This is a genomic window from Ensifer sp. 2TAB8, assembly GCF_052115125.1.
GTDB lineage: Bacteria > Pseudomonadota > Alphaproteobacteria > Rhizobiales > Rhizobiaceae > Ensifer.
Map to the genome: position 1 here is coordinate 229,067 of NZ_JBFRGB010000008.1, position 22,938 is coordinate 252,004.

The following is a 22,938-nucleotide window of genomic DNA, read 5'->3' on the forward strand; positions in this document are numbered from 1 at the left end:
AATTACGATGAACCAGATGTCCAAGATCACCGTCACCGCCAACCGCCGCACCTATCCCTGGCCGAAGGTCCCGGCCATCGCCATCTGCCTCGACGGCTGCGAGCCGGCCTATCTCGACGAAGCCATCAAGGCCGGGCTGATGCCGACGCTCGAGCGCATCCGCAAGACCGGGACGGAGCGCACAGCGCTCAGCGTCATCCCAAGCTTCACCAACCCGAACAACCTCTCCATCGCCACCGGCCGGCCGCCGGCGATCCACGGCATCTGCGGCAACTATCTCTACGAACCGCAGACCGGCAACGAAGTGATGATGAACGACCCGCGCTTCCTGCGCGCCCCGACGATCTTCAAGGCGTTCTACGATGCCGGCGCGAAGGTGGCCGTGGTGACGGCCAAGGACAAGCTCAGGGCGCTGCTCGGCCACGGCCTCAAGTTCGACGAGGGCAGGGCGATCTGCTTCTCCTCGGAAAAGTCCGACAAGACGACCAAGGCGGAAAACGGTCTCGACAACGCCTCGGCCTGGCTCGGCCGCCCGGTGCCGGAAGTCTATTCGGCGGATCTCTCCGAGTTCGTCTTTGCCGCCGGCGTCAAGCTGCTCAAGGAATTCCGGCCTGATGTCATGTACCTGACGACCACCGACTACGTGCAGCACAAGTATGCGCCGGGCGTGCCGCAAGCCAATTCCTTCTATGAGATGTTCGACAAGTACCTGACCGAACTTGACGCGCTGGGTGCGGCGATCATCGTCACGGCCGACCACGGCATGAAGCCGAAGCACAAGGCGGACGGTTCGCCTGATGTCGTCTACGTCCAGGACCTGCTCGACCAATGGCTCGGCAAGGATGCCGCCCGCGTCATCCTGCCAATCACCGACCCCTATGTCGTGCATCACGGCGCGCTCGGATCCTTTGCCACGGCCTATCTGCCTGAAGGTGCCGACAAGGAAGAGATCATTGAGCGCCTGAAGGCGATCGAGGGTATCGATGTCGTCCTTACGCGCCCGGAAGCCTGCGTGCGCTTCGAACTGCCTGACGACCGCATCGGTGATCTCGTATTGATCTCGACCGAGAACAAGACGCTCGGCACCAGCGAGCACCGCCACGATCTCGCGGCATTGAACGAGCCGTTGCGCTCGCATGGCGGTCTCACAGAACAGGAAGTGCCGTTCATCGCCAACCGCAAGCTGCCCGAACTTCTGACGGCCGGCACCCTGCGCAATTTCGATGCGTTTTTCTACGCGCTCGTCGCAGCAGCACAGACGGCGCACTAGGGGGCCAGCAATGACCAAGGTGGAAACGACATTCGCCATTCGCCACGAGCCGATGCGGATCGCCGGCAAGGCGGTCGATACCGAAGGGCGCATCGAGGTGCGCTACCCCTTCAACGATGCCGTGATCGGCACGGTACCGGCCGGCAACGCCGAGCATGCCCGCAAGGCCTTCGAGATCGCGGCGGCCTATCAGCCGAAGCTGACGCGCTACGAGCGCCAGCGCATCCTGCTCAAGGCCGCAGACCTGCTCGTCGCCCGAAAGGAGGAGATCTCCGACCTGATCACGTTGGAGCTCGGTATCTCCAAGCAGGATTCGCTCTATGAGGTCGGACGGGCCTTCGACGTGCTGACATTGTCGGGGCAGATGTGCATCCATGACGACGGCGAAATCTTCTCCTGCGACCTCACCCCGCACGGGAAGGCGCGCAAGATCTTCACCACGCGCGAACCGCTCAACGCCATTTCGGCGATCACGCCTTTCAACCACCCGCTCAACATGGTGGCGCACAAGGTGGCGCCGGCGGTTGCAACGAACAATTGCGTGGTGCTCAAGCCGACAGAACTGACGCCGATGACGGCGCTCATCTTTGCCGACATTCTCTATGAGGCCGGCCTGCCATCGGAAATGCTCTCGGTCGTGACCGGCTGGCCCGCCGATATCGGCATGGAGATGATCACCAACCCGAATTTCGACCTCATCACGTTTACCGGCAGCGTTCCGGTGGGCAAGCTGATCGCCGCGCACGCCCACTACAAGCGGCAGATTCTGGAGCTGGGCGGCAACGACCCGCTGATCATTCTCAACGATCTCTCGGACGCCGATCTCGCCAAGGCGGCAGATCTGGCCGTTGCCGGTGCGACGAAGAATTCCGGCCAGCGCTGCACGGCGGTGAAGCGCATCCTTTGCCAGGAAAGCGTCGCTGATCGTTTCGTGCCGCTGGTGCTGGAGCGGGCGAAGAAGCTGAAGTTCGGCGATCCGATGGATCGCGCGACCGAACTCGGCACGGTCGTCCACGCACGCGCGGCGGAAGTCTTCGAGCAGCGCGTGTACAAGGCAGCGGAAGAGGGCGCAGAAATTCTCTACAACCCCGGTCGAAAGGGCGCGCTCTTGCCGCCGATCGTGGTTGATCGGGTCAAGCATTCGAGCGAACTGGTGATGGAAGAAACCTTCGCGCCGATCATACCGATCGTGCGTGCGCCCGATGACGACGACGCGCTGATCGCGCTGTCGAACTCGACCGCCTTCGGTCTCTCGTCCGGCGTCTGCACTAACGACTTCCGGCGGATGCAGAAGTACATCGCGGGCCTGAAGGTCGGCACGGTCAACATCTGGGAAGTTCCGGGCTACCGCATCGAGATGAGCCCCTTCGGCGGCATCAAGGATTCGGGCAACGGCTACAAGGAAGGCGTCATCGAGGCGATGAAGAGCTTTACCAACGTCAAGACCTTCTCCTTGCCATGGTGATCTGACGCGTTTCCCCCGCAGATTCACCCCTCTGGGAGCCGCGTTAGCGGCTCCCTTTTTTTGTTGTCTGCCGTGCCGTCGCAGCAACCGGTCTCAAGCGCAATCGTAGATCTGCCTCTTCATTTTGCAGGGCGTGTGAAGCTGTACTGGAGGTTGCTCATGGCTTCATCGTCTTCCGGCCGACTTGCCTCGTTTTGCAGCAGCGCATCCATAGTTTTTATCTTCTGAACGATAAGAATAATAAATTTTACTTACCGGAAACCGCTGCGCAGAATGTTTCCCGAAGCCGACAACTACAGGGCAGCATCAAGATTGCCCGCCGCGCTTCCCCGGTTTTTCCAGGACTTCAGAGGAGAACTTCAACATGAACAAACGCATGCTGCTTGTGCTTGCCGGCGCCGCTTCGGCCGTGCTTCCCGCCATTGCTTTCGCTGAAACCCAGCTGACTGTCTATACCGCCGTCGAGGCCGTCGACCTTGACCGCTACAAGGCCACGTTCGAGAAGGCTCACCCGGATATCAAGATCAACTGGGTGCGCGATTCCACTGGTGTCATGACGGCAAAACTACTCGCCGAAAAAGACAATCCGCAGGCCGACGTCGTCTGGGGGCTCGCCGCCACCTCGCTGCTTCTCCTCAAGACCGAAGGCATGCTGGAGCCCTACCAGCCGAAGGGTGTCGAGGCGCTCGACCCGAAGTTCGTCGACAAGGATACGCCGCCGAGCTGGGTCGGCATGGACGCCTATGTCGCAGCCCTCTGCTACAACACGGTCGAGGGTGAAAAGCTCGGCCTGACGCCGCCGACGAGCTGGAAGGACCTGACGAAGCCCGAATACAAGGGCCATGTGGTGATGCCGAACCCGGCATCCTCGGGCACCGGCTTCCTCGACGTCTCGGGCTGGATGCAGATGTGGGGTGAGGAGAAGGCCTGGGACTTCATGGACAAGCTCCACCAGAACATCTCCGCCTACACCCATTCCGGCTCCAAGCCGTGCAAGATGGCTGGCGCCGGTGAAGCGGTGATCGGCGTGTCCTTCGAGTTTCCGGGCGCCAAGGCCAAGAGTGCCGGCGCACCGATCGACATCATCTTCCCCGCGGAAGGTTCAGGCTGGGAGGCGGAGGCAACCGCGATCATCGCCGGCACGGCAAATCTCGAAGCCGCAAAGACGCTCGTCGACTGGTCGGTCACCAAGGAAGCCAACGAGATGTATAATGCCGGCTATGCCGTCGTTGCCTATCCAGGCGTCGCCAAGCAGGTCGAGCACCTGCCCGACGACATCGCATCCAGGATGATCGTCAACGACTTCGAGTGGGCTGCCAACAACCGGGCGTCGATCCTGAAGGAATGGCAGAAGCGCTACGACGCCAAGTCTGAGCCGAAGAGCTGAGCCTGATCTGCCGGGCGCAGTGCGATCGCGCTGCGCCCGCTCGCATTTCTCCCGAAATTCCTCAAGCCAGCGGAGCTTGCAGATGAGGCATGCCCTGTCGATCGAACCGACGTATACCGGCCGTCCAAGCGCTCCGGATCATGCGGACCCGGCCCCCTATCTGCAGGTCTCGGACCTGTGGAAGACCTACGGCGATTTCGTCGCGCTGCGCGATATTTCGCTCAGCATCGCCAGGGGAGAGTTCATCTGCTTCCTCGGTCCCTCCGGCTGCGGCAAGACAACGCTGCTGCGGGCGATCGCCGGTCTCGATCTCCAGACCCGGGGCACCATCCAGCAGGATGGGCGCAACATCTCGACGCTGCCGGCTTCTAGCCGCGACTATGGCATCGTCTTCCAGTCCTATGCGCTCTTCCCCAACCTCACGATCGAACAGAACATCGCCTTCGGCCTGGAAAACATCGGCAGGTCGAAGGCCGGCGTTGCATCCCGGGTCGCTGAACTCTTGGAAACGGTCGGCCTTTCGGCTCATGGCAAGAAGTATCCGGCGCAGCTTTCCGGAGGTCAGCAGCAACGCATCGCGCTTGCCCGCGCCATTGCCATCTCGCCGGGGCTGCTGCTCCTCGACGAGCCGCTCTCGGCGCTCGATGCCAAAGTTCGCGTGCATCTTCGCCACGAGATCAAGGCGCTGCAGAGAAAGCTCGGCGTCACCACCATCATGGTGACGCACGACCAGGAAGAAGCGCTTGCCATGGCCGACCGGATCGTCGTCATGAACCACGGCGTGATCGAGCAGATCGGTTCGCCCACCGAAATCTACCGCCATCCCGAGACGCTGTTCGTCGCCGACTTCATCGGCGAGACCAATCAGTTCGAAGCCCGCGTGCTTGGAGACGGCGAAGTCGAAATCGGCCATTCGGCATTCTGCTGTTCGACGGAGGATTTTTCCGTCGGCCATGCGGCAACGGCGGTCGTCCGCCCGGTCGACATTATCCCGCACGGTGCGGATGCCCATGCCGTCAACGCCAGTGATCGGCCGGCGACACCCCAGAACCTGATCGATGCCGAGGTGCAGGAAATGGAATTCCTCGGCATGTTCTGGCGCACGCGCCTGACGGCGCCGCGTCTCGGCGAGCGCGCGCTCGTTGCCGACTTCTCGGTCAACGCAGTCAGACGCCTCCGGATCGAAACCGGCGGCGCCATCCAGGTTGAGATTCCAAGGGAGCGTCTGCTGCTCTATCCAAGGGGAGCGTGACGATGAACATGGTCCTCGAAGCGCCCCATCTTCCCGCGATCGGCAAACGGCTCCGACAGGAAGCCTCGCGTGACGACCGCATCAAGCTCGGCTTCATGGCCGTCATCGGGCTTTATCTGATCGTGGCGCTCGGTGCGCCGCTCTTCGTCATGCTGTCGAAGTCGCTTTCGACCTACCGGTTCGACCTTGCGGCCTTCGAGTTCCAGGTGAGCGACGAGACAGGCGCAAACTGGGGGCGTGTCGTCAACGCCCACGACTTGAACCTGGAGCTTGGCGCCGTGACGGAAGCCGAGCTTTCCGTGAGTTCCGACGGACGGCTCGCGGCTACGAAGTTCTTCCCGGAATTCAAGTTCCGCAGTCCCGTCCATTACCGCATTCGCGGCACGACCGACGATGCGACCTTCCTGGTCGGCTCCACCCTGGAAAAGGGGACGGAGTGGCGCGACTACGATTCCGGCACGTTCCGGCGCGTGGTGCTCAGGCCCGCACGCAGCCTCGGCTTCGAGAATTTCACCACCTATTTCTCGACGCCCGCCCTTGCCCAGTCGATCTACAATTCGGTTCTGATGGCGGTGATCAGCACCGTGTTCACGATTACGATCGCCTTCGCGCTGGCCTTCGGCCTGACGCGCAGCTGCATGCCCCTGAAGGGGCTATTTCGCGGTATCCTGACGATCCCGATCCTCGTGCCATCCCTGCTGCCGGGCATTGCGCTCGTCTATCTCTTCGGCAATCAGGGTGTCTTCAAGGATTGGCTATTCGGCTATTCCATCTACGGCCCGATCGGCATAGTCATCGGCTCGATCTTCTTCACGCTGCCGCACGCCTTTCTGATCATCCTGACCGCCCTTTCCGTCGCCGACGCCCGGCACTACGAGGCGGCGGTTTCGTTGAAGGCCAGCAAGTGGCGGACGTTTACCACCGTCACCGTGCCCGGTGCGCGCTACGGTATCGTCTCGGCGGCCTTCGTCGTCTTCACGCTCGTCATCACCGACTTCGGACTGCCCAAGGTCATCGGTGGGCAATACGGCATGCTCGCCGTCGACATCTACAAGCAGGTGATCGGCCAGCAGAATTTCGAGATGGGAGCCGTCGTTTCCGTCATCCTGCTCGTGCCGGCAGTCCTTGCCTTCTACGTCGACCAGCGCATGCAGAAACGGCAGGTGGCGCTGCTGTCGGCCCGCGCCGTGCCCTACACGCCGAAACGCAATCTGCGGACGGATACGCTCTGCTTTGCCTTCGCCTGTCTCGTCAGCCTCTTCATCCTCGGCATGATCGCCATGTGCCAGATCGCGGCGGTGGTGAAGTTCTGGCCCTATGACCTGACGCTGACAGCCAAGAACTTCGCCTTCGACCTGATGGACGGCGGCGGCTGGGCCGCCTACGGCAACTCCATTCGACTGGCGCTTTTGACCGCGCTGTTCGGTTCGGTGGTCGTCTTTGCCGGCGCCTACATGGTGGAGAAAGCCGATGGCTTCCGGTTCGGCCGCGGCGTGTTCCATTTCCTGGCGATGATGCCGATGGCGGTGCCCGGCATGGTGCTCGGCCTTGCCTATATCTTCTTCTTCAACAACCCGGCCAATCCGCTGCACCCGATCTACGGCACGATGGCGATCCTCGTCGTATCGACAGTGACGCACTTCTACACCGTCGCGCATCTGACCGCGCTGACGGCGCTGAAGCAGATGGACCCGGAATTCGAATCGGTCGCCGCCTCGCTCAAGCAGCCCTTCCACCGTCTGTTCTTCCGGGTCACTGTGCCGGTCTGCCTCCCGGCGATCCTCAACATCGCGATCTATCTCTTCGTCAACGCGATGACGACGGTCTCGGCGGTGGTGTTTCTCTACTCGACCGACACCAAGCTCGCATCGGTTGCCGTGCTCAACATGGACGACGCCGGCGACATCGCGCCGGCCGCCGCCATGGGCATGATGATCTTCTATACCAATGTCGCGGCCAAGCTCGTCCATGCGCTGATCGCGCGCGGACTGCTCGCCCGCACCCAGGCCTGGCGCTAACCCAACTTCGGCCCTTCGCAGAACGCCGCCTTCCTGCGCTCTGAAGGGGGCGGCGCTTTGTCCACGTCACTCTTAAGCCACCCGGAGCTCCGCCATCACCGCTTTGCGGCCGTCTCCTGCGCGCAAGCGCTCGATCTCGTTAAGACGCGAACGTTGCGGCGTAAGGCCGTAGCGTTCACGGTAGGTGCGGGAAAAGTGCGAGGCGGTGGAAAAGCCGCAGGCGACGGCGATCTCGATGACCTGAAGGGACGAGGTGAGCAGCAGCAGGTGTGCGCGTTCCAGCCGCAGATCGAGATAGTAGCGCGCCGGCGTGCGCCCCATTTCTCTTCGAAACAGACGCTCGATCTGACGCCGGGACAATCCGGCCGAGGGTGACATGTCGGCGAGCTTCAACGGCTCGGCAAGATTTGCCTCCATCTTTTCGATGACACGGATCAACAACGGATTGTCGATGCCGAGGCGCGCCTGCAGCGGCAGGCGCTGGCGCTCGCCGGTCTCGCGCAGTCGCTCGCAGAGCGCCGCTTCGCAGATACGGGTGGCCACGTCCCTCCCAAGATCCGCTTCGATGATGTGCAGGAACATGTCGAAGGGCGCGTTACCGCCGGCGCAGGTATAGATCCCGCCGTCGATCTCGAATGCGGTCTGGCGTGCGTTTGCGACGAAGAACCGCTCGGAGAAGTCGGGAAAGTGTTCCCAGTGAACGGCGCAGCGACGCTCGTCAAGCAGCCCCGCGCGCGCCAGGCAGTAGACGCCGCCACCCAGGCCGGCGAGGCGCGCATTGCTGCGCGCGCTTGATCGCAGCCAGGCCTCCAGGGCCTTGTCGGCCGGCGGCTTCGTGCGGCCGCCACAGATGACGATGAAGCCCGTGTCAGCGCCTCGGCCAAATCGGATGCGTTCAGCCGAGAGAGGCCCCGCTACCGGGATGCCTGTGCCGCAGGATGAGGTGGCGGGTGCGCCATCTGCCGTTACCAGGTGCCAGCCGTATACCGGGCGGCCGGCAACGTCATTGGCGAGGCGCAGCGCTTCGATCGCTGCGGAGAAGCCATGCAGGGCGAACCCATCGAGGAGGTAGAAGGTGAAGTGGCGAGCCTGCGCACATGCCTGTTGCATTGTCTCTTCCTGATCACGAGAGGCGTCGACGTGGTACGAGTTGGAAAGAATAGTTACATTATGCAACATATCGGATCGTTGCCAATCCCGTTGAGCTAGGATCCCAAGAAATTCGCTCGGAATCCGTGGACGTGAAGGCGCTTCTACCTGTGCGCTGAAGCGTGGACAGGGGCTACAGCTTGTCAAATGGACAGAAATGGACACAGATAGTCACATGTCAGAACAACAAAACGCTCGCGCTCTTGCTCCCCGCCGTCACGGCGAGATCCTCAGGCGTCTTGCAGCCGATGGTACCGTCGGGATTACCGAGCTTGCGGACTTCTTCGATGTTTCCCGCCAGACCATCAGGCGCGACCTGAAGCTTCTTGCCGAGCGCGGCCAGCTTGATCTTGTCCATGGTGGCGCCACCCTGTTCGAGCCGACGGAAGCGGCCTTTGTCGAGCGGCGGGAGGAGAATGCCGGGCCAAAAGCGCTGATCGGCCGTGCGGCAGCGGGTCTCGTGCGCGACGGTATGGTGATCTTCCTTGATTCCGGCACGACGACGCTCGCTGTGGCTCATGCCCTGTCCGGGCGAAAAAATCTAACGATTTGCACGACTTCGCTATCGATCGCACTGTTGATGTGCCGGCAGCCCCAGGTGCGGGTGCATATGCTCGGCGGTGAAATCGATCCGGATGAAGAGGCGGCCATCGGCATCGATGCGCTCGAGGCCATCAGCCATTTCCGCGTCGACGTCGCGTTCCTGGGCGGCGGCGGCCTGTCGCCGGACGGCGAGGTGACCGACTTTACCCGCAGCGGCGCCGAGCAGCGCTCGCGCATGGTGGCAACGGCGGCCAAGGCCTATTTCGTCCTCGACAGTTCCAAGTTCGGACGGCTGACGCCGCTGCGCATTCCGCGGTTCGAAGCGGCGGCCGGAGTGATTGTCGACCGGCATCCGCCGGAGGCGATCCGCGAGGCACTCGAGCGCAAAGGTCCGGCCCTGGTCGTCGCAGAACAATGAAATGTAATATTTTGTAACTTTATGTCTTGTTCTTTGTCCCCGTTTTGTTACCGTGCGGCCTTCCATGGGTTCGGGAGGTCGTTTCATGGCGCAGGAATTTCCAACACAGGCACAGGTCGTCATCGTCGGTGGCGGTATCATCGGCTGCTCGGTCGCCTATCACTTGACCAAGCTTGGCTGGAACGACGTCGCTTTGCTGGAACAGGGGCAGCTGAGCGGCGGCACGACCTGGCATGCGGCCGGTCTCGTCGGTCAGTTGCGCAGCCACGCCAACATGACGGGTCTGATCAAATACTCGACCAAGCTCTATAGCGAGTTGGAGTCCGAAACCGGACTTGCCACTGGTTGGAAGAATTGTGGCTCGCTCTCGGTTGCCCGCACGCAAGACCGCATGACTGTGTTGAAGCGCACGGCGGCCTCCGCCCGTGCCCAAGGGGTCGCGATCGAGGTGATCTCGCCTAGGGAGGCGCAGGACCTCTGGCCGGTCATGGCGATCGACGATCTCGTCGGCGCCGTCTGGCTGCCGGGAGACGGCAAGGCCAATCCGACGGATCTCACGCAGTCGCTCGCCAAGGGCGCACGAAATCGTGGCGCGCGGGTGATCGAGCGCGTCCGTGTCACCGGCATTTCGACGAAGAACGGCGTCGTCACCGGCGTCGAAACCGATCGGGGCGCCATTGCCGCCGAGATCGTCGTCAACTGTGCCGGGCAGTGGGCGCGCAAGGTCGGCCAGATGTGTGGCGTCACCGTACCACTGCACTCGGCCGAACATATGTACATCGTCACCGGACGCATCGAGGGCGTGCATCCGGATCTGCCTGTCATGCGCGATCCCGACGGCTACATCTATTTCAAGGAAGAAGTAGGCGGCCTTGTCATGGGCGGCTTCGAGCCGGAAGCCAAGCCCTGGGGCATGGCCGGCATTCCCGATGATTTCGAGTTCGCGCTCTTGCCGGACGATTGGGACCAGTTCGAAATCCTGATGCACAATGCGCTGCAGCGGGTGCCGCAGCTTGCAACTTCCGAGGTGAAGAAGTTCTACAATGGCCCGGAGAGTTTTACTCCGGACAACAACTTCATTCTCGGCGAGGCGCCGGAACTGAAGAACTTCTTTGTCGGCGCTGGCTTCAACTCCATGGGCATTGCCAGCGCTGGCGGCGCAGGTCGGGCGCTGGCCGAGTGGATCGTCAATCGCGCGCCGACCATGGATCTGTGGCCGGTCGATATCCGCCGTTTCGCCGGCTTCAACAACAATCCGCGCTGGTTGCACGACCGCGTCAAGGAAACGCTCGGCCTGCACTACGCCATGCCCTGGCCGAACCGGGAGCTGGAGACGGCGCGCCCCTTCCGGCGCTCCCCCCTCTATGATCGGCTTGCTGCCAAGGGAGCTTGCTTCGGCTCGAAGATGGGGTGGGAGCGCGCCAACTGGTTTGCCGCTGGAGGCGAGCGACCGGTGACAGAATACGCCTTCGGGCGGCAGAATTGGCACGAGGCGGTGAAACGCGAGATGAAGGCGACGCGCGAAGCCGTCGGCATCTTCGACCAGACTTCCTTCGCCAAACTTCTCGTCCAGGGGCGGGATGCGGCGGCAGCGCTCAATCGGATCTGCGCTGCGGACATCGACGTCAACATCGGCCGTTCCGTCTATACCTGCCTCTTGAACGAACGGGGCGGCTATGAGAGCGACTTGACCGTCATGCGACTTGCGGTCGACCGCTTCCTCCTCATCACCGGATCGGCACAGGCAGTGCATGACGCCGACTGGATCCAAAAGAATATCCCGGCCGATGCTCATGTGACGCTTATCGACGTTACCTCCGCCTATGCCGTACTGGCGCTGATGGGGCCGAAGTCGCGCGACATTCTCTCGAAGCTCACCTCGGCCGATATCTCGAACGAGGGCTTTCCCTTCGCGACGATCCGCGAAATCGATATCGGCTACGCTACCGCCTACGCAAACCGCATGACCTATGTCGGCGAACTCGGCTGGGAACTGATCGTGCCGACGGAGTTCGCCGTCGGTGTCTACGAGGCATTGCACGAGATCGGCGGCAAATTCGGTCTTACCGATTGCGGCTATTACGCTCTGGAGGCGCTCAGGCTGGAAAAAGGCTACCGGGCCTGGAGCCGAGAGCTGACCCCGGACATCAATCCATGCGAGGCGGGCCTCGCCTTTGCGGTGGCGGCCGACAAGGCGGGCGGCTTCATCGGTCGGGACGCTTATCTTGCGGTAAAGGCTAAGGGGTCGCCCGCCCGGCGAATCGTACAGTTTACGGTGGACGATCCCCTGCCGGTGCTCTGGGGCGGCGAGTTGATCCTTCGTGACGGCAGGCCGGTTGGCGAGGTGCGCTCGGCCGCCTATGGCCATTCGCTCGGCCGTTCCGTCGCGCTGGCACTCATCGAACATAGTGCGGGCGTGGACAAATCCTTCGTCGAGTCCGGCCGCTTCGAGGTCGAACTCGCCGGCGAGCGTTTTGCGGTTACCGCACATCTCGCGGCTGCCTATGATCCCAAGGCTTTCCGCGTGAAGGCCTAGTCACTGTGTCGCTTACACGCCGCCGCCGATAGAGCTCAACGGGGATTGCGCGCGCTCTCAACGATGGTGTGCGCAAGCGTTTCGGCTGCACGCGATGGCTTGTTGCGCGGGTGAGCGATGTGGAACATGTCCTCGAAGGTCATGCGTTCCGGGGCGAGCAGCCGAAGGCGGCCGCTACGCACCCATTCCTCGGCATAGTGGTCGGGCAGGAAGCCGATATAGGCGCCGGAGAGTAGCAGCAGCAGCGTTCCCTCCATATGCGGCGTTGCCGCTGCCCAGCGGAAGTTCACGCCGCAGATCGTCTCGTTCAGCATATAGGTGCGGCCGGCGAAGGATTGTGCCTCCAGAAGCTCCGCGGTGATTGCCGTATCCTCCAGGCCGAAAAGCGGATGGCCCTCGGCGCAATACAGCTTCTGAACCTCGGAAAATACCGACTGGGTGCGGAAATGCGGTGTGGCACTGCCGATAGAAGGCATGAGCACGATCTGGTACGCGCCATTCAGCAGGCCCTGATGCAGAACCTGCGGCGCGGCGACGTCGATTTCCAAATGGACGCGCGGTGCCTGACGGTGAAATGCCGCTAGCGCACCCTGAAGATCGAGATCCCTGTTGGTGATCATTGCATCCACGGTGCCGAAGGTAAGGCTTCCGGTCAGCTCGCCCTGAGCTTCGCCGACGCGGCTTTGGAACTTCTCCAGCGAACCGAAGAGTTCCAGCGTCGCTTCATAGACGAGGCGCCCTTCATCCGTCAGCAGGAAGCCGCTTCGCCCGCGACTGCAAAGCCGCAAGCCCAGGCGATCCTCGAGATGGCGCATATGCGTGGATATCGTTGCCTGCGTCATGCCGAGTGCGGTCTGGGCAGAGGAGAAGCCGCCATACTGAACGACGGAGGCAAAGACGCGCAACAGCCGGAGCTCGGCGTCGCCGAGAGACAGATTGAGAACGCGGTGGCGAACCTTGTTGATCATGCATTGATTAAGTCACAACTAAACATCCAATCATAGATATTTTTAAAGGTATCGGCCTTCCGCACACTCCTTCGCCTGTGGAGGAGACACATGGCTAGCAATTCCTACGAAACCGGGCGCCTGAACTTGCCGTTTGTCGGCATCTGCACCTTCGGCAAATATCCCTACCAGCCCGATTGGGATCAGATCGACGCCGACGTCGCCATCCTCGGTGCGCCCTTCGACTGCGGCACGCAGTGGCGCGCCGGGACCCGCTTCGGCCCACGTGCCATCCGTGAGGCTTCCACCCTGTTTTCCTTCGGTCACGGTGGTGCTTACGACCACGAGGACGACGTCACCTATCTGCCGAGCGACAAGGTCTCGATCGTCGATATCGGCGACGCCGACATCGTCCATACCGACACGATGAAGAGCCACGCGAACATCGAATTCGGCGTGCGCAAGATCCTCGGAGCCGGTGCGCTTCCGGTGGTTCTCGGCGGCGACCATTCCGTCAACATCCCGTGCATCAACGCTTTCGAAGACGACTGCGCCAGGAACGGCCCGATCCACATCGTCCAGATAGACGCGCATCTCGATTTCGTCGACGAGCGCCATGGGGTGCGTTACGGACACGGCAATCCGATGCGTCGCGCCGCGGAGAAACCCTATGTCTCCGGCCTGTCGCAACTCGGAATCCGCAACGTCTCTTCCACGGCGAAGGAGGGGTATGAGGATGCCCGCGCCATGGGGTCGGACATTCTCTCGGTGCGCCAGATCCGCACCTTGGGCACGGAATCGGTGGTCGCCCGCGTGCCGGCCGGCGCCCGCTACTATGTCACCATCGACATCGACGGCTTCGACCCATCGATCGCGCCTGGTACCGGCACACCCTCGCATGGCGGCTTCATCTATTACGAAGTGCTCGAGATCCTGGCTGCACTCGCCAGGCGCGGCACGATCGTCGGCATCGACCTCGTCGAGGTTGCCCCGGACTACGACCATTCCGGCTCGACCTCGATCCTTGCCGCCCAGGTGCTGATGAACCTTATCGGCCGCGTCATGCACGCGAAGAGAGGCTGAGACCATGGGGCGCATCGCTTACGATTTTTCTGGTGAACATGTGCTGGTCACCGGCGCAAGCAGGGGCATTGGCAGGGCTGTCGCGGAAGCCTTTGCCGCGGCCGGCGCCGACGTGACAATCCTTTCTTCGGGTGCCGGCATCCATGAGGCGGCGCGCGAGATTTCGGCACGTGTCGGCGGCAAGGTCGCGGCACTCGAATGCGACATCACCGACAGCGCTGCGGTGAAGGCGACGTTCGCGCCACTCGGACGCATCGACGTTCTCGTCAACAATGCCGGGCTGGAGCGCATCACGCCGCTCAGCGAAGAGGATGATGCGGTCGAGGACACCTTCCGCCGTATCACCGACATCAACACCAACGGCACCTTTTACGTCACCCGCCATGCGCTGCCGCACATGGCCGACGGCGGTCGTGTCATCGTCACGGCGTCGATCTGGAGCCGGGTCGCTGTGCCCGAGTTTTCCGCCTACATCGCTTCCAAGCATGCCAATCTCGGCTTTACCCGCGTGATGGCCAAGGAGCTCGCCGCCAAGGGCATCCGCGTCAATGCCGTCTGCCCGGGCTGGGTGCGCACCGAGGCGGCGATGCTGTCGCTGAAAAACATGTCGCTGCGCACTGGTCGTAGTGAGGAGGATCTGCTGGCCGAAATCGTCGGTGCGCAGGTTCTGCCTGGCTTGCTGGAGCCGGAAGATCWGGCCGCTCCCTATCTTTTCCTTGCCTCCGACGGCGCGAAGGACATGACGGGGCAGGCGCTGATGCTCGATCGCGGCGAGGTGATGGCATGACGCAGCGCGTTCTCATCACCGGCGCCTATCGCGGCATTGGCGCCGCCTGTGCCCTGGCCTTCGCCGCGTCGGGCGCGCGCGTCGCGCTTGCCGATATCCGCAAGCCGCTGGAGACCGCGGAGGCGGCAACGAAGGCAGGGGCCGCTGAGGTGCTTACGCTCGCCTGCGATGTCTCCGATGAAGGCGCCGTCGCGGCCGTCGGCGAGGTGGTGCGGGAGACCTTCGGCGGGCTCGATATTGTCGTCCATTGCGCCGGCGTGATCCATGAGGCGCCTTTGCTTGAAACCCCGGTCGCCGATTTTGACCGCGTGATCGCCATCAACCTGCGCGGCAGCTTCCTCGTCGGCAAGATGGCGCTCGGGCTGATGAACGGGACAGTCGAGGAGCCTGCCCGCCTCATCCTGATCGCCTCGGACATGGCCTACTACGGTCGCGAGACCTTTTCGCCTTACGTCGCTTCGAAGCACGGCGTGCTCGGCCTAGTGCGCTCCTGGGCGAAGGAGTTCGCGCCACGCGTCCTCGTCAATGCCATCTGTCCAGGGCCTATCGATACCGAGATGCTGGGTGCCGTCCATATGAGCGCCGAATGGCGCGCCAGGGAACTGGCGATCCCGCTTGCTCGCTTCGGCAAGCCCGAGGAGATCGGCGAGCTCGCCCTGTTCCTGGCGGGTTCTGGAGGACGGTACTTCACCGGGCAGGGGATCGGCAGCAACGGCGGGAGCATCATGCCATGATCGCCAATCCCATTCCCTGGCCGAACGGCGCCAAATGTGCCGCCTGCATCACCTTCGACATGGATGCCGACAGCCTCATCCATATCGCCCATCCCAATGATGGCCACAGCCGCGTCTCGGCGATCTCAATGCTGCAATATGGTCCGAAGGTGGCGATCCCGCGGATTGTCGAAAGCTATCGGCAACTCGGTATCAAGCAGACCTTCTTTGTGCCTGCCTGGTGTATCGAGCAGTATCCGCAGGCGATCGACGCCATTCTTGAGGGTAGCCACGAACTGGCACACCACGGCTTCCTGCACGAGCATCCGCGCGAACTGCCCGATGACGAGGAAGCCTATTGGCTTGACCGCGGCATCGAGGTGATCGTCAAGGCGAGCGGCCAGCGGCCGCGCGGCTGGCGTGCGCCGCTCTACAATTTCTCCCATCGCTCCGCCGACCTGCTGGTGTCGCGCGGTTTCGACTACGACGCCTCGCTGATGGGTGACGACATCCCGTACCTGCTCGAATGTGATGCCGGGCGCCTCGTCGAACTGCCTTCGCATTGGGGTCTCGATGACTGGCCGCAATATGTCCAGTCGATGGACCTCGACTACATGATGCCGATCCGGGCGCCGGAACAGGGCTTTGCCGCCTTCGCCCAGGAATTCGAGGCCGCCTATCGCCACGGCGCGCTCTGGGTTCCAGTCGTCCACCCTTTTGCCACCGGTCGGCTCGCCCGCTGGGAAGTGGTGCACCGCTTTCTCGAACAGGTCATCCGGCGCGGCGACGTCTGGTTCGCGCCGATGGAAGAGATCGCCGCTCATGTGCGGCGCGTTGTCGAAAACGGCAGCTGGTCGCCAAGGATCGATCGGCTGCCCTTCTATTCCGAGCCCGTGCGGGTTCGGTAGCCGGAAGCGGGTGCGCCCGCTTCCGAAGATCTGCGGCTGATGGAGCCGCGACTGTCTTCGCGGAAAGACGCCAAAAGGCGCGACGCGACAAGGGGAACGACGATGGAACACAACGAAATCGCCTGGCAGGGCGAACTGTCGCGGCGCGCCCGCGTCTATGAGGACATCGAAGCGGGAGAGCGCTTCGAGGGCACCATGACCGTGCTCGACTATACCTGCTTAACCTTGCTGACGCTCGTACTCGTCGTCGGCTTCTGGCTTTGGGGGGCGTGAGATGACCGATCACGTTGCATTGGACCGCCTCACCGCCGTCGAAACCGAGCTTGAGGATGCAGCCCGCAACCGTGCCGCCGCCGAGCGTGGCGATGCGCCGCTGCTGCCAGCCGAGAGGCTTTGGGGTTTCTGGGAATTCACATACGCCAATTCGGCACTGGCCATTGCCACCTGGGCCTTTTTGATCGGCGGTTCCGTCGGTCTGTTCGTCGGGCCGAAGGAGGGCATTGCCGCAATCGTCATAGGCAACATCGTCGGCGTGGTACTGACCGCGCTCGCGACCACCACCATGTCCGGCCGCTATGGCGTCGAGCAGTTCATCGCACTGCGCAGCCAATTCGGCTACAACGGCAGCCGCGTCGTCTATGTACTCGCCGTGGTGATCCTGACCATGGGGTGGCTCGCGGTTCTCGCGATGATGTTCGGCCGCTCGATCGACGGGTTGATGGCGCTCAGCGCCGGCGAAGCGGCCAATCCGACCGGCGCCAAGATGATCGTTGCGGCCATCGGCGCGATACTGCTCACCTGGTTCATCGTCGCCAAGGGACCGACCTCGATCAAGTTCTTCAACATGGTCGTATCGCCGGCGCTGGTGCTCCTGATGGTGGCGATGCTCTATCTCATCCTCAGCCATCACTCGATCGGCGAGCTCCTGGCGCTGCCGGCCCTTGCGCCGCCGTTCGAGGACAAGACTCTGAACTTCATCGTCGCGGTCGAGGTCAATCTCGCCGCCGGCTTCTCCTGGTGGCCCTATATCGGCAATCTGGCGCGGTTGACGAAGAACGAGCGCACAGCCTTCTGGCCGAACATCCTCGGCATCTTCGGGGCCGCTGCCCTTGGTGAAATCGTCGGCCTGCTTGCGGCAGTGGCACTTGGCGAAAGCGATCCGACAATCTGGATGACGAAGATTGCCGGACCGATGATCGGCATCGTCGCACTGCTCTTCGTCGCCTTCGCCAACATGACGTCGATGGCGAACATCCTCTACACCTCGATCGTCGGCCTGCGGCAGGTCGGTACGGCATCGGTGCGCGCCATTTCCTGGAGCACGATCCTCTTCCTCTTCTGCCTCATCCCGTTCGGGCTCGTAGTCTTCTATCCGCAGATGTATGACGGCTTCTTCATCTTCCTCGTCTGGACCTCGGCGCTGAATTCCGCTCTCGCCGGTATCGGTATCGCCGACTACTTCTTCTTGCGGCGCCAGAAGCTCGACATGCGCAGCCTGCACGGGCCGCAGGAAAACGGTCCCTACCGCTTCTGGGGTGGCTTCAATCCGATCGGGCTCTTTGCTCTTGCGGTCGGCTTCATCGTCTATGTCGCCGTCTTCAATCCGCAGACGCTCGCGAGCCTTCCAGCCTTCAAATACCTGACCGCCTCCGTGCCGTCCTGTCTTGCTGCAGGCACGGTCCACTACGTGCTGACACGGCTGTTCGCCCGCGGCCGCGGCTGGGGTCAGTATCCATAACCACCGGAGAAGACGACGATGACCGAAACATACGACTACATCATCATCGGGGCAGGGTCGGCCGGCTGCGTGCTCGCCAACCGCCTGTCGGAGGATCCGTCCGCCCGGGTGCTCGTGCTCGAATTCGGCGGCAGCGACAAGTCGATCTTCATCCAGATGCCGACGGCGCTTTCGATCCCGATGAACGGAACGAAGTACAATTGGAAATACATGACCCTACCGGAACCCGGTCTCGACGGGCGCCGGGTGCATTGCCCCCGTGGAAAGGTCATTGGCGGCTCGTCCTCGATCAATGGGCTCGTCTACATGCGTGGCCACGCGCGGGATTTCGACGAGTGGGAGGAACTGGGAGCGCGCGGCTGGCGCTACGCCAATTGCCTGCCCTATTTCCAGAGGGCCGAGACCTGGCAGGACGGGGGCGACAGCTATCGCGGGGCCACCGGGCCGCTTTCGACCAATGCCGGTAACAAGATGAAGAACCCGCTCTACCGGGCCTTTGTCGATGCCGGACGCGAGGCCGGCTATGTCGCGACAAACGATCCGAACGGTTACATGCAGGAGGGCTTCGGGCCGATGCATATGACCGTGAAGGACGGAGTGCGTTGGTCGACTGCCAACGCCTATCTGAAACCGGCGATGGGCCGCCCGAACCTCAATGTTGTCACCCATGCCATGACGCGCCGGGTGCTGGTCGAAGGCAAACGCGCCGTGGGTGTCGAGTATGAACTCGGCGGCGAGCGCCATATTGCCCGCGCCAGCCGCGAAGTGCTCATCGCCTCCGGCCCGATCGGATCGCCGCACCTGCTGCAGCGCTCGGGCATCGGCCCGGCCGCGGTGCTGCGGCAGGCGGGCGTTCCCGTCCTGCACGATCTGCCTGGCGTCGGCGAGAACCTGCAGGATCATTCGGAGGTCTATATTCAATATGCGTGCAAGGAGCCGATCACGCTCAACGGCAAGATGGGCGTCCTGAGCCGCGCGTTGATCGGGGCAGAATGGCTGCTGTTCAAGAAGGGGCTGTCCGTCTCCAACCACTTCGAAAGCGGCGGTTTCATCCGCTCCGACGCCTCGCTTCAATGGCCGGACATCCAGTTCCACTTCCTGCCTGCAGCGATGCGTTACGATGGCAAGAAGCCGCTCGATGGCCACGGCTTCATGGTCCTGACCGGACCGAACAAGCCGAAAAGCCGCGGCTACGTCCGGCTGCGTTCTCCCGAGGCCCACGAGCAGCCCGACATCCTCTTCAACTATCTCGACCGCGAGGAGGATCGCGAAGGTTTCCGTCGCTGCCTGCGGCTGACGCGTGAGATCATCGCCCAGCCGGCCTTCGACCGTTTCCGTGGCGATGAAATCGCCCCGGGAGCGAATGTGCGGACGAATGACGAGATCGACGCCTGGGTGCGAGAGACCATGGAGAGCACCTATCACCCCTGCGGCTCATGCCGGATGGGTGAGGATGGAATGGCGGTCGTCGATAGCGAACTTAGGGTTCGTGGCATCGATGGGCTGCGGGTCATCGACAGTTCTGTCTTCCCGTCCGAACCGAACGCCAACCTCAACGCGCCGACGATCATGCTGGCAGAGCGGGCCTCCGACATGGTGCGCGGCAAACCGCTGCTCGCCGCCTCCAACGCCGAAGTCGGCGTTGCCCCTGGCGTCGGTGTCACACAGCGCAGCAGCAAGCCGCTGCGCGCTCTCCAGCAGTGAACTGAGAGAGGGCGGTGCGGCATGCTGCGGGGTATCGGTTATGTGGTAGCCCGGCGGGAGCGCGGTGACGACGAGGAGCCGAACCGATGGGCCTTGGCGGTCGAAAGGCTCCTCGGCCGCCTCAAATCCCGATGTTGCCCTCCGTTCGGGCAATCGCATCCGCCAGCCGGAGAAGAAGAGGCCTCATCCGGTCTGCCGGAACGCCGGCATAACCGAGAATGAGCGCGCCCGGCTGCGGTGTTGCGATCGTATAGTCGGACAGGGGATAACATTGCAGCCCCGCATCGAGCACGGCACGGTGCGAGGCCTGGTCTTGCCGGCCGCCCTTAAGCCAGGCGAGCGCGTTAAGGCCGCTTTCGGAGCTGTCGATGCGGGCAAGTCCGGCAAGCGTCTCCTGCGCCACTTGCGTAAAGGTTTCGCGGCGCTCGGCGTAGAGGCTACGCATGCGGCGCAGATGGCTTGCAAAGTGACCACCGCCGATGAACTCGGCGAGCGCGAGCTGGGTTTCGACGGGCACGCTGCGATGGATCAGCGCTGAGAGGTTGCGGAAAGTACCGATCAATTGCGGCGGCAGGACGAGATAGCCGACACGCAGGCCCGGATAGAGCGCCTTGCTGAAACTGCCGGCGTAAATGACCCGTCCATTGCTGTCGATGGAGCGCATGGACGGCAGCGGCGCGCCGTCGTAACGGAATTCGCTGTCATAATCGTCCTCGATGATCCAGGCATCGTTGGCCCGAGCCCACTCGAGCAAAGCAAGCCTGCGCGGCAGCGTCAGGGTGACGCCGAGCGGGTGGTGGCGCGAAGGCATGACGAAGGCGAGCCGGGCATTCGGGTAGCGGGCGATCGCGCCTTCGACATCCATGCCTTCGGCATCGACATCCGTCGGACACAGGCGCAGACCAAGCGTTCGAAAGAGGTTGCTGGTGGTGATTGGCCCCGGATCCTCGAACCATATCCCGTCGCCGGCATCGGCAAGCGCCAGCGCTGCGAGCGAGAAGGCCGCGTGGCCCCCGGGTGTGATGACGATCTGCTCAGGATCGCAAGGGTCTCGCCGGTGCAGGGCCAGATACTCGGCGATCCGCTGCCGCAGAACCAGTTCGCCCGCGACATCGCCATAGCCCATGGCCACCGCCTTGCCGCTGCGCGCTACGGCGTTCCAGCATTTCCTCCAGATGGCAAAGGGAAAGCGATCGAGCGCCGGCCGGTTGGGCAGGAAGGGCCTGTCCTCCATCTGGCCGATGTCGGCCGACATCCGGCGCGATTGCTCGCCAATGCGCGATAGCCGTGGCGGTGCGCTGTCGGCAACGTCACCACGAGCGGGCATCGACAGCTTGGTCGATTGCCGCGGCAAGGCGGCGGACACGAATGTCCCGGCCCCTTGCCGTGCCTCCAGATAGCCCTCCGCCTTCAGGTTCTCGAGCACCCGCACCAAAGTCTGGCGCGACAGGCCGAGCTCGTCGGCCAGGATGCGGCTGGCGGGCAGCCGGGTTCCGGCACGCAGATGCCCCTTGAGGATGGCCATGCGCAATTGGTCCTGCACCTGGCGGAATTTCGGCAGCGCGATCGTCGCATCAATGCGCAGGAACGGCAGGATCGGGCCTTCCAACTGCTTGCTCACCGGTGTGTCTCCAAAATTGGTACGATCGAATGCATCATAATGGACGTTTCTTCGTCGTCCAATTGTTACATCCTGTACCTACACGAAAACGCACCGATGCAGCCCTTCCGCAGGACGCAGACAAGGTGCGGGGGAACCGGAACTGACGGCGGTGCCGACGGCCGGATGCAAGGACAGAAAAGCAGTCATCGCCCACGATCCGTCGCAGACGGTCAACAGGAGGAAATCATGAAGAAGCTTCTATCGCGCGCAACGAGCCGCGCCTTCGTCTCCACCCTTGCCATGGCTGCCGCGCTGCCGGGTATTGCCCGCGCCGAGCCTTCTCAAGAGCTGGTGGCGGCTGCCACGAAGGAAGGCGCGCTTACGGTCATCGCGCTCCCCCATGACTGGTGCAATTACGGTGAGGTCATCGCTGGCTTCAAGGCAAAATATCCAGGCATCGAGGTCAACGAGCTGAACCCTGATGCGGGTACCGCCGACGAACTGGAAGCGATCCGGGCGAACAAGGGCAATACCGGCTCGCAGGCGCCTGATGTCGTCGACCTCGGCCTTGCCTTTGCGCCTGCCGCCGCGCAGGAAGGACTTCTCCAGCCGTACAAGGTGGCGACCTGGGACGAAATCCCGGGCAACATCAAGGATGAGAAGGGCTATTGGTACGGCGACTACTATGGTGTCATGGCCTTCGGTGTGAACAAGGACCTGCTCGAGACTGCGCCCACCGATTGGTCGGATCTGTCGAAATCGGAATACTCCGGCGCCGTCGCGCTCACCGGCGATCCGCGGTCTTCCGCCCAGGCGATCCTGGCGCTGATGTCGGCCGGCATCTCGCGCGGCGCCAAGCCCGGAACGGAGTCCGGCGGCAAGGGGCTGGAGCTCTTTGCGGAATTGAACAAGTCCGGCAACTTCGTGCCTGTGCTCGGCAAGGCCGGCACGATCGCACAGGGGCAGACGCCGATCGTCGCTGCCTGGGACTACAATCTCCTGGCCTGGCGCGATGCCCTGAAGGGCAATCCGCCGATGGATGTCGTCGTGCCGGTGAGCGGCGTCGTTGCTGGCGTTTATGTTCAGGCGATCTCCGCCTACGCACCGCACCCGAATGCCGCCAAGCTGTGGATGGAATACCTCTATTCCGATGAAGGCCAGACCGGCTGGCTGAAGGGTTACTGCCACCCGGCGCGCTTCAATGCCATGCTGAAGGCCGGCAAGTTCCCGCAGGACCTGCTCGACAAGCTGCCGCCGGCCGAAGCCTATGAAAAGGCGATCTTCCCGACGGTCGACGAACTTTCGGCCAACAAGACCGCGGTGGTCGAGGGCTGGGACAAGGTTGTCGGCGCCAACGTGAAGTAATCCGCCGCTCGGGCAGAGAGGCTTCACCTGTCACGAAGCCTCTCACCGGCCT

Annotated in this window: 18 protein-coding genes; 15 read left to right on the forward strand and 3 right to left on the reverse strand. The window is 62.8% G+C overall.

Translation table 11 applies throughout. The annotated features are described in order from the left end of the window. Window positions 1-7 precede the first annotated feature (7 nt). From phnA to AB4Z53_RS16110, 5 genes are all read left to right on the forward strand, one after another. The gene (gene phnA, locus AB4Z53_RS16090) at window positions 8-1,270 is read left to right on the forward strand and encodes a phosphonoacetate hydrolase (RefSeq protein WP_113539688.1); all 1,263 of its coding nucleotides are present in this window, start codon (window positions 8-10) and stop codon (window positions 1,268-1,270) included. Between the two features lie 10 nt (window positions 1,271-1,280). Further along, window positions 1,281-2,735: a phosphonoacetaldehyde dehydrogenase gene (gene phnY / locus AB4Z53_RS16095; protein WP_441596609.1), complete on the forward strand. Its 1,455-nt coding sequence runs from the start codon at window positions 1,281-1,283 to the stop codon at window positions 2,733-2,735. Window positions 2,736-3,099: 364 nt separating this feature from the next. Then, window positions 3,100-4,122, forward strand: coding sequence for a putative 2-aminoethylphosphonate ABC transporter substrate-binding protein (locus tag AB4Z53_RS16100; RefSeq protein ID WP_162768873.1), 1,023 nt, complete (start codon window positions 3,100-3,102; stop codon window positions 4,120-4,122). 82 nt (window positions 4,123-4,204) lie between these two features. Beyond that, window positions 4,205-5,374, forward strand: coding sequence for a putative 2-aminoethylphosphonate ABC transporter ATP-binding protein (locus tag AB4Z53_RS16105; RefSeq protein ID WP_441596610.1), 1,170 nt, complete (start codon window positions 4,205-4,207; stop codon window positions 5,372-5,374). An 8-nt stretch (window positions 5,375-5,382) separates the two neighbouring features. Next, window positions 5,383-7,392 carry a putative 2-aminoethylphosphonate ABC transporter permease subunit gene (locus tag AB4Z53_RS16110; RefSeq protein WP_441596636.1) on the forward strand — a complete coding sequence of 670 codons (2,010 nt, stop codon included), beginning with the start codon at window positions 5,383-5,385 and terminating at the stop codon, window positions 7,390-7,392. A gap of 72 nt (window positions 7,393-7,464) precedes the next feature. Here AB4Z53_RS16110 and AB4Z53_RS16115 read toward each other — a convergent pair whose 3' ends face one another. Continuing rightward, window positions 7,465-8,502, reverse strand: a complete 1,038-nt coding sequence (locus AB4Z53_RS16115) for a GlxA family transcriptional regulator (protein WP_441596611.1) — start codon at window positions 8,500-8,502, stop codon at window positions 7,465-7,467. Between the two features lie 214 nt (window positions 8,503-8,716). On the opposite strand from AB4Z53_RS16115, the gene AB4Z53_RS16120 reads away from it, so the two are divergent. After that, the gene (locus tag AB4Z53_RS16120) at window positions 8,717-9,502 is read left to right on the forward strand and encodes a DeoR/GlpR family DNA-binding transcription regulator (RefSeq protein ID WP_441596612.1); all 786 of its coding nucleotides are present in this window, start codon (window positions 8,717-8,719) and stop codon (window positions 9,500-9,502) included. Window positions 9,503-9,587: 85 nt separating this feature from the next. After that, window positions 9,588-12,038, forward strand: a complete 2,451-nt coding sequence (locus tag AB4Z53_RS16125; RefSeq protein WP_441596613.1) for a GcvT family protein — start codon at window positions 9,588-9,590, stop codon at window positions 12,036-12,038. 35 nt (window positions 12,039-12,073) lie between these two features. Here AB4Z53_RS16125 and AB4Z53_RS16130 read toward each other — a convergent pair whose 3' ends face one another. After that, window positions 12,074-13,006: a LysR family transcriptional regulator gene (locus tag AB4Z53_RS16130; RefSeq protein ID WP_441596614.1), complete on the reverse strand. Its 933-nt coding sequence runs from the start codon at window positions 13,004-13,006 to the stop codon at window positions 12,074-12,076. 90 nt (window positions 13,007-13,096) lie between these two features. Here AB4Z53_RS16130 and speB point away from each other — a divergent pair, with 90 nt between their 5' ends. The 7 genes from speB (at window position 13,097) to betA (ending at window position 19,918) form a co-directional block, all read left to right on the forward strand. Further along, window positions 13,097-14,068, forward strand: coding sequence for an agmatinase (gene speB, locus AB4Z53_RS16135; RefSeq protein ID WP_441596615.1), 972 nt, complete (start codon window positions 13,097-13,099; stop codon window positions 14,066-14,068). Between the two features lie 4 nt (window positions 14,069-14,072). Further along, window positions 14,073-14,855, forward strand: a complete 783-nt coding sequence (locus tag AB4Z53_RS16140) for an SDR family NAD(P)-dependent oxidoreductase (RefSeq protein ID WP_441596616.1) — start codon at window positions 14,073-14,075, stop codon at window positions 14,853-14,855. Next, window positions 14,852-15,589 carry an SDR family NAD(P)-dependent oxidoreductase gene (locus tag AB4Z53_RS16145; protein WP_441596617.1) on the forward strand — a complete coding sequence of 246 codons (738 nt, stop codon included), beginning with the start codon at window positions 14,852-14,854 and terminating at the stop codon, window positions 15,587-15,589. Before AB4Z53_RS16140 ends, AB4Z53_RS16145 begins: the two co-directional genes overlap by 4 nt. Then, entirely contained in the window at window positions 15,586-16,476 is an 891-nt protein-coding gene (locus AB4Z53_RS16150; protein ID WP_441596618.1) for a polysaccharide deacetylase family protein, read from the forward strand. The genes AB4Z53_RS16145 and AB4Z53_RS16150 overlap by 4 nt, the downstream gene beginning before the upstream one ends. Window positions 16,477-16,578: 102 nt before the next feature. Continuing rightward, a complete protein-coding gene (locus tag AB4Z53_RS16155) occupies window positions 16,579-16,749 on the forward strand; it encodes a hypothetical protein (protein ID WP_113539677.1) in 171 nt (56 codons plus the stop codon). A gap of 1 nt (window position 16,750) precedes the next feature. Further along, the gene (locus AB4Z53_RS16160) at window positions 16,751-18,214 is read left to right on the forward strand and encodes a purine-cytosine permease family protein (protein ID WP_441596619.1); all 1,464 of its coding nucleotides are present in this window, start codon (window positions 16,751-16,753) and stop codon (window positions 18,212-18,214) included. A gap of 18 nt (window positions 18,215-18,232) precedes the next feature. Continuing rightward, window positions 18,233-19,918: a choline dehydrogenase gene (gene betA / locus AB4Z53_RS16165; protein WP_441596620.1), complete on the forward strand. Its 1,686-nt coding sequence runs from the start codon at window positions 18,233-18,235 to the stop codon at window positions 19,916-19,918. Window positions 19,919-20,039: 121 nt separating this feature from the next. Here the strand turns inward: betA and pdxR are convergent, their stop codons facing one another. Further along, window positions 20,040-21,539: a MocR-like pyridoxine biosynthesis transcription factor PdxR gene (gene pdxR / locus AB4Z53_RS16170; protein WP_441596621.1), complete on the reverse strand. Its 1,500-nt coding sequence runs from the start codon at window positions 21,537-21,539 to the stop codon at window positions 20,040-20,042. A 282-nt stretch (window positions 21,540-21,821) separates the two neighbouring features. Here pdxR and AB4Z53_RS16175 point away from each other — a divergent pair, with 282 nt between their 5' ends. Further along, window positions 21,822-22,886, forward strand: a complete 1,065-nt coding sequence (locus AB4Z53_RS16175) for an ABC transporter substrate-binding protein (RefSeq protein ID WP_291157855.1) — start codon at window positions 21,822-21,824, stop codon at window positions 22,884-22,886. The last annotated feature ends 52 nt before the right edge of the window (window positions 22,887-22,938 follow it).

Bases quoted from the DNA above. Each gene is read 5' to 3' on its own strand.
- speB (WP_441596615.1), top strand. From the start codon at position 13,097: ATGGCTAGCAATTCCTACGAAACCGGGCGCCTGAACTTGCCGTTTGTC.
- AB4Z53_RS16130 (WP_441596614.1), bottom strand. From the start codon at position 13,006: ATGATCAACAAGGTTCGCCACCGCGTTCTCAATCTGTCTCTCGGCGAC.
- AB4Z53_RS16100 (WP_162768873.1), top strand. From the start codon at position 3,100: ATGAACAAACGCATGCTGCTTGTGCTTGCCGGCGCCGCTTCGGCCGTG.
- phnY (WP_441596609.1), top strand. From the start codon at position 1,281: ATGACCAAGGTGGAAACGACATTCGCCATTCGCCACGAGCCGATGCGG.
- AB4Z53_RS16150 (WP_441596618.1), top strand. From the start codon at position 15,586: ATGATCGCCAATCCCATTCCCTGGCCGAACGGCGCCAAATGTGCCGCC.
- betA (WP_441596620.1), top strand. From the start codon at position 18,233: ATGACCGAAACATACGACTACATCATCATCGGGGCAGGGTCGGCCGGC.
- phnA (WP_113539688.1), top strand. From the start codon at position 8: ATGAACCAGATGTCCAAGATCACCGTCACCGCCAACCGCCGCACCTAT.
- AB4Z53_RS16105 (WP_441596610.1), top strand. From the start codon at position 4,205: ATGAGGCATGCCCTGTCGATCGAACCGACGTATACCGGCCGTCCAAGC.
- AB4Z53_RS16115 (WP_441596611.1), bottom strand. From the start codon at position 8,502: ATGCAACAGGCATGTGCGCAGGCTCGCCACTTCACCTTCTACCTCCTC.
- AB4Z53_RS16110 (WP_441596636.1), top strand. From the start codon at position 5,383: ATGGTCCTCGAAGCGCCCCATCTTCCCGCGATCGGCAAACGGCTCCGA.
- AB4Z53_RS16120 (WP_441596612.1), top strand. From the start codon at position 8,717: ATGTCAGAACAACAAAACGCTCGCGCTCTTGCTCCCCGCCGTCACGGC.
- AB4Z53_RS16145 (WP_441596617.1), top strand. From the start codon at position 14,852: ATGACGCAGCGCGTTCTCATCACCGGCGCCTATCGCGGCATTGGCGCC.
- AB4Z53_RS16125 (WP_441596613.1), top strand. From the start codon at position 9,588: ATGGCGCAGGAATTTCCAACACAGGCACAGGTCGTCATCGTCGGTGGC.
- AB4Z53_RS16160 (WP_441596619.1), top strand. From the start codon at position 16,751: ATGACCGATCACGTTGCATTGGACCGCCTCACCGCCGTCGAAACCGAG.
- AB4Z53_RS16155 (WP_113539677.1), top strand. From the start codon at position 16,579: ATGGAACACAACGAAATCGCCTGGCAGGGCGAACTGTCGCGGCGCGCC.
- AB4Z53_RS16175 (WP_291157855.1), top strand. From the start codon at position 21,822: ATGGCTGCCGCGCTGCCGGGTATTGCCCGCGCCGAGCCTTCTCAAGAG.